1 protein-coding gene is annotated in these 255 nt (G+C 63.5%); it reads left to right on the top strand.

Translation table 11 applies throughout. The features are described 5' to 3' along the window. On the top strand, positions 1-255 hold a 255-nt coding region (locus ACUN9Y_RS22385; RefSeq protein ID WP_445462938.1), incomplete at both ends, for a molybdopterin-dependent oxidoreductase.

Below are 255 nucleotides of genomic sequence, written 5' to 3'. Positions count from 1 at the left end.
CGGAAGGCAAGGTCGACCTGCTGGTGACCCTGGACTTTCGCATGTCCACCACCTGCCTGTACTCCGACGTGGTGCTGCCCACCGCGACCTGGTACGAGAAGGACGATCTCAACACCTCGGACATGCACCCCTTCATCCACCCGCTGACCGCGGCCACCGACCCGGCCTGGGAAGCGCGTAGCGACTGGGACATCTACAAGGGTATCGCCAAGAAGTTCTCCGAGGTCTGCGTTGGTCACCTCGGCGAGGAACCCG

The organism is Halomonas sp. V046 (assembly GCF_052645355.1).
The sequence above is the reverse complement of the archived record's forward strand: the minus strand, read 5'-3'. Positions and strand labels throughout refer to the sequence as shown.